The sequence below is a fragment of the Acidiphilium sp. 34-64-41 genome (assembly GCF_002282635.1).
GTDB lineage: Bacteria > Pseudomonadota > Alphaproteobacteria > Acetobacterales > Acetobacteraceae > Acidiphilium > Acidiphilium rubrum.
Map to the genome: position 1 here is coordinate 1 of NZ_NCJX01000126.1, position 6337 is coordinate 6337.

The window sequence follows — 6337 nt, forward strand, 5'->3', positions numbered from 1 at the left end:
TTTTCGACGTTCTGCAGGATGAGCTTTGCCATGATTGCCTCTATTTCACGGCGCCGAACGTCAGGCCGCGCACCAGGCGCCGCTGCGTCAGACTGCCGAGTACGAGTATGGGAGCAACCGCCAGGACCGATGCGGCCGAGAGTTTTGCCCAGAACAGGCCTTCGGGTGCAGAAAACCGCGCGATATAGGCGGCGAGCGTGCCGGCGTGGAGGCAGTGACGTTTGATGCTCCAGAACGCCTCGTCCAGGACAGAATCACCGAGAGCAGCGCCGTGGAGGCGATGCCGGGATCCGAGAGCGGCAGCAACGGATGCCACATCTGCTGGCGCAGCCCCTCCCTCCACGCTGTCACTTTCCGCCTATTCTGAGCTATTGAGCCGAATGGTATATACGGGCTTCCTCGCTGGCCATGCGCTTGATAACTGTGCCGACTTGGGCCGGATCGTATAGCAACCGCTGGAACTCCTTCATACCATATTTAGACATCGCCGATTTATTGTCCCGGTCATAGAATTGGGCAAAATGCGGTGTGCTAGCTAAAATTGCTGCCTGCTGGCGGAGCAATGGATTCTGCGGCAACGGGGCATGGGCAACGACTGGCAGCTCGCCAATCGCCGCGGCAAATTTGCCTTGGATCGCGGGATCCTCGATGAACTCCAGGAATTTTTCAGCATCGGGCTTGTTCTTGGCATGCGAGGGTATGGCGAACATATCTATCGGCGCGTCCTCGCCTGGTCCTGACTTGGAATCAATAACCGGAAATTGGAAAAATCCGATATCCTTGGCCATAGCGGGCGGGATTGCCGGGATGACGAACGACCCGATGAGCGACATTGCCGCTTTTCCGGTAAACATGAAATTCTGAGCCTCCTGCCAGCGGTAGGAAGTTGCATTGGGCGTAAAATAGCCATGCGAGATAAGATTGGCCCATTCATGAAACACTTTCTGAACGCTTGGTGCATCATAGGAAATCTTGCCCTGCATCAGCGCCTCATGCGCTTTGTAACCATTGGTTCGCATGTCGAGATAGTCGAACCAACCGGCCGCCGGCCATAAATCCTGGTCGCCTAAAGCAATCGGAGTCACCCCGTGTTTCTTCAATTCGGCGCAATCCGACAGAAACTCATCCCACGACTTGGGTACAGTCAAATGGTATTTGGCGAATACGTCCTTACGATAATACATGCCCCACATGTAATAAGCCCATGGAATTCCCCATTGCTGCCCTTGATACGTGAGTTGTTGGGTTACACCGGGTGCTAGTTTGTGAACCAAATCGAGCCTGGTCCAAATCGACGTGACCGGGGCAAACAATTTAGGCTTGACAAATTTTAACATCCGAACACCTGGATACCAATAGACTATGTCCGGTGGATCTGCTGCCAGCCAGTTACGAATTGCTATTTTCTCATCTGCATTAGCGTAATTGTTGACTTTGATATGAATATTGGGGTGCGCTTTCTCGAATGCAGCGACGACCTTGTTAAAGCCGGTCTGTTTGCCCGGTTGCTGCGGTACCATGTTGATAACCAGCGTGCGCGCCTGCGCGCCTCCCACCATAAATAAGGCGGCTGCAGCGCCCACTAACACGGCTTTCAAGCGTTTCTTCATCAGTTCCTCCGGTTTTTAGGTTTGTTCAAGCCAGACGGCCACGCCTGCGATATTAAGATGGCTGTTACCGATTAACAGGCGGGCATGTTTAGGAATCGGCACGGTCGCTGGATCTGGTCCGGCGTTGAAGGCGAAATGCAGATTTCCGCGACGCCTGATCCGTAGCCCAGCGTTGACCGGACGGACAGGAACCGAGGCGCGGTTGGCCAATCGTATCAGCACGCTCTCCAATAATGCCTCATCTGGCCAGCCAGCAAGATAGGCGAGCTGATCTGCTTCGAGTAATGCAGGTGCACCATCCGCACAGCGTGCGGCGACAGCGGTGCCCCCTACCGCGGTGTACTCACGCCAGTGCGTGATCGCCCCATGAATGGCATCGCCCTGCACGCCGATTTCCACACCGCTCCGCAGTGATTCGACCCGCGATATCGAAAAATTCATAGCAGTCCCGAGAGGTCCCGGCGCCAGCATCTCCGGAATTGCAAAATTCACGGTCTTGGATCCGCTACGTGGTCCAAACAAGATGAGTGCACCCGTGGCCTGCAACCGGCCAAGCCGTTCGGCATCGAGGATCGGTAGCGATGGCACAACGATGAGGCGATATCCAACCGGCACATCGTCGGCACTGACGATGTCGACGTCCAGCCCAAGGCGCCGGAGCGCGGAATATGTTTGAAACACAAGCGCCATATACTGGAAGTTTGAGCCCTGCGGTTGAGTTTCGATAAGCCATTGCGATTCATAGTCGAATACTAAAGCAACGGCGGCCTGCCGCGTGTCCGTATCCGCCCCGGCCGCTTCGAGACACGCAAAATCGGACACCAACGTCGCTACCTCACCGAAGCCAACATCGGGCATGTCATTCGGTAACCTGAGTCCGGAATGCATCTGCTCCTGAGCAAATCTGCATTGCCGCCAGCGGAAATAAGCGACGAAATCGGCGCCGTGTGCAAAGGCTTCGAGTGTCCAAAGCCGCACCATGCCAGCGTGGGGCGCGGGGTTATGCGGTGCCCAATTCACCGGGCCGGCCTGCTGCTCCATCACTCCGAACGAGGCAGCGCCAATGCCACGATACAAATCATGGTGGAACGCCGCGATATCGGGATGGCCCGTGCGGCACCATTTCTGTTTCTCCGATTCGGGAAATGCGAAACTATCGAGAAAGCCAAGCGGATAACTATCCCATCCGACCACATCAAGGTCCGCTGCCAGAGCACGATGATCGTACTCGGTGAAGAACCCCATCGTATTATGGAGAAAGCGCACCCCCGGCGCGTGGGGTCGGATTGCGTCGATCTGGGCATGATTGAACTTCACGACCTGATCGGAGGAAAATCGTCGCCAGTCTAGCCGGTGGGCTGGGTTGGCTTCAGTAACCGTTGCCACGGGCGGGTCAATTGCGTCGAAATCGGGATACTCCATACTCCAAAACACATTGCCCCATGCCTGGTTCAACGCTTCGATCGTGCCGTAACGAGCGGCCAACCAGTCACGAAACGCAGCCGCGGCCGCTGCAGAATAACTGACGACGGTACTGTGGCAACCGTATTCATTGTCGATCTGCCAGATTTTGATCGCCGGATGATTGCCATAACGCTGGGCCATCGCAGCCGCGATCCGGCATGCTTCGTCGCGATAGATAGGGCTCGAGAAGCAATAATGCCTGCGCGAGCCGAAGCCACGCGGCCGACCATCCGGCCCAATCGCGAGCAAAGAGGGATGTTCACGAACCAGCCAACGCGGTGGCGTGGCGCTCGGAGTACCCAGCACGATCGAGAGTTCAGCGCTGGCCAGCGTTTCGATTGCACGATCCAACCAGTCCCATGTGAACTGTCCGCGCGTTGGTTCCAAACGACTCCAGGCGAACTCTCCGATGCGAACGAGCGACAAGCCAAGATCCCGCATATTGGCCGCATCACGCTCCCACATCGCCTCCGGCCAATGTTCTGGATAGTAGCAGACACCTAACCTCATTTTGATCGACTCCTAGCTCGTGACGTGAATCAGCACAGCTGATTCCGGTGCCAGATTGGGCAACTGCACCCCTGCCGCGGCCAGTGCAGCACCGGAAAGCCTGATGATTTCACCGTCAATGAAGCCGGTCGTCTTACGCATCTGCCTGCTATGATGGTCGGTCCGTTCGATGATCCGAACTGCATAGCGGCGAGCAGGATCGAGCCCCGGGAGCCGAAGCGGAGGGGCAATGATAGCTGGCGAGGTGCTGACACGGGCGCAGCAGATCAGAGCTTCCTCGCGATCATGGGCAATTACGCCGTTGGCAATCAGGCCAGTATCGTCAGCTTCAAGACGCACTGAAACCCCAGCATGCAGCAACGCGCGATGCTGCTTGTACCTCGCGATCCACCGCCCGAGCATTTCACGTTCAACGTCATCGAGTTTTGTGACATCGAGTTCGAGGCCGAAATGTCCGAACAGCGCGACCGCCGCCTGAAAACCGAAATCAAGCCGCCGACCCGTGGTATGGGCGGGGCGGGGCCCGATATGGGCCCCCATGATTTCGGGCGGCAGATACAGCCCAAAACCACGAAGAATCGCAATACGTTCAAGCGCATCGTTGCAATCGGAGGGCCAGACACGATGGGTGCGGGCAAGAATACCGAAATCGGCCCGAGCGCCACCCGACGCGCAGCTCTCGATTTCGACGTCCGGATGGCGGGCGCGCAGTTTATCAATCAGGTGATAGACAGCGCGCGTCTGTCGATCGACCGACGCGACACCATCATGCCCCGGCGCGGTGAGGTCGCGGTTCATATCCCATTTCAGGTAGCCGATTGCGTTCGCGGTCAGCAGTTGGTCGAGCGCGTCAAACAGATACGTGAAGACCTCGGGCCGACCGAGGTCAAGGACATACTGGTGACGGCCGGTGATCGGCGGTCGACCTGGCACGTTGAGAATCCAATCCGGATGTGCACGGAACAGATCGCTGTCGGGGTTGACCATCTCCGGTTCGACCCAGAGACCGAATTCCATACCGAGGGCGCGCACATGATCGATCAGCGGTGTCAGGCCGTCCGGATATTTGGTAGGGTCTGCCGTCCAGTCCCCAAGGGCACGGTGATCGTCGGATCGATTAAGGAACCAGCCATCGTCGAGTACAAAACGTTCCACCCCAATAGCGGCTGCGGCATCCGCGAGCCGTTGTAATGTGGGAACGTCATGGTCGAAATAGATTGCCTCCCACGTATTGAGATGCACTTTACGCGGACCGTGCAGCGTCGGAAGTACACGATCACGCACAAAGCGATGCCACTTGGCGCTATAGGTCCCAAGGCCCGCGCCTGAACAGGTGGCATAAGCGGGCGGCACCTTATGGGATGCGCCGGCAGCCAGAATCACTTCACCTGGCAGAAACAGGGAACCGCACTGCAATACTCGCCTGCCATCGGCGAGGCGATCGAGCAAAATACGATGATTGCCGCTCCAGGCCAGAACGGCCCCGAAGATCAAGCCAGATGTTTCCGAAAAACCGGCACTACCAAGTGTGAGGGCTGGAACATTCTGGTGCGAAGTCCGCCCGGTGCGGTTCTCCGCAAGCCAGGATCGCGCTGGTAATGGTGTGCGTTCCAGCACGAATTCGCGGCACCACCGGCCACCGCTGGCAACCAGTTCAGCCATCTGCGCTGGCACCGGCAACACCAGCGATGCACACCAGTCGAGTTGCAGAGAAGTGCTGCCGGTGTTGGTCACGATGGTCCCGATTTCCAGGACATCACTCCGGTGATCAAGGCGGTAGATCAAGCTAACTGCAAGGCACGCCTGCGGGTCCACAAGATTGAGAGTAATCGTATCATCCGTGCAAGACAGCGTCTCCACTCGCAGATCGGTGACGAAATCTTGCCCGCCGCGATGTACGGCCAGACCGGGATGGCCGCTGTAGCCGCGCCCCGCGTCCGCCATTAAGGAAATCGGTGACGGCTGCTCCAAGCCGGCATGAGGCACAGGTCGTGCCTGCGCCGCCCGCAAGGATGGAATATCTTCATCGGGGTCCAATACCTCACCCCAATGAAGGATACTGGGCGTGCCATCATCGATTGCAATGACCAGGGTCGAACCGGGGCTGTCGAGGCGAAGATGATCTGGCATAATCTATCCTTTGGAAGCGCCGAGCGTCAGCCCAGCAATAAAATGTTTTTGCATGGCAAAAAACATGATCACCGGCGGTAGGGCGGCAATGATCGCGGCGGCCGAAACCAGTTGCCACGACGAAATGAACTGGCCCTCAAGAGTTTGTAGTGCAGTGGTCACCGGCCGCACATCGTTTCCCTGGACCAGAACCAGTGCCCAGAAATAATCATTCCAGACAAATGTAAACAGCAGCACCGAAAGTGCGGCAATCGCTGGACGAACGAGTGGCAGGACGATATGCCGGAAAATCTTCCAATCGGCGACACCATCCACCCGCGCCGCTTCCAGCAGATCATCTGGTAGCACGGCAATGAAGTTGCGCATGAAAAAGATAGCGAAGCCACTCTGGAAGGCAATGTGGAACAGAATCAACGCGGCGAAGCTGTTGTAGAGCCCGAAATGTAGCGAGAACGTGCGCACCGGGACCATCAGCACCTGGTACGGCACAAAATTCCCACCGACGAAAATCGCAAGCAAGATGGTACCGTGCCTATCCGGTTAAGTCAGACACCCACTACATGTGGGGTGGACCCATGCTCCCGAATAAAGCTGGGCATAGGTTGGCGCCTCGGCGCCGCCCG

Annotated in this window: 4 protein-coding genes and 1 pseudogene; all 5 read right to left on the reverse strand. The window is 57.2% G+C overall.

Features of this window, described 5'->3' with window-relative positions; translation table 11 throughout:
- Window positions 1–40 precede the first annotated feature (40 nt).
- A pseudogene (locus B7X49_RS17450) lies at window positions 41–324 on the reverse strand (carbohydrate ABC transporter permease); the annotation flags it as partial.
- Window positions 325–368: 44 nt separating this feature from the next.
- Entirely contained in the window at window positions 369–1610 is a 1242-nt protein-coding gene (locus tag B7X49_RS17455; RefSeq protein ID WP_286705279.1) for an ABC transporter substrate-binding protein, read from the reverse strand.
- 15 nt (window positions 1611–1625) lie between these two features.
- Entirely contained in the window at window positions 1626–3584 is a 1959-nt protein-coding gene (locus B7X49_RS17460) for a beta-galactosidase (RefSeq protein ID WP_286705278.1), read from the reverse strand.
- 12 nt (window positions 3585–3596) lie between these two features.
- A complete protein-coding gene (locus tag B7X49_RS17465; RefSeq protein WP_286705277.1) occupies window positions 3597–5714 on the reverse strand; it encodes an alpha-galactosidase in 2118 nt (705 codons plus the stop codon).
- Window positions 5715–5717: 3 nt separating this feature from the next.
- Window positions 5718–6233 (reverse strand): carbohydrate ABC transporter permease, encoded by a 516-nt coding sequence (locus tag B7X49_RS17470; RefSeq protein ID WP_286705276.1) that lies wholly within the window; start codon window positions 6231–6233, stop codon window positions 5718–5720.
- Window positions 6234–6337 lie beyond the last annotated feature (104 nt).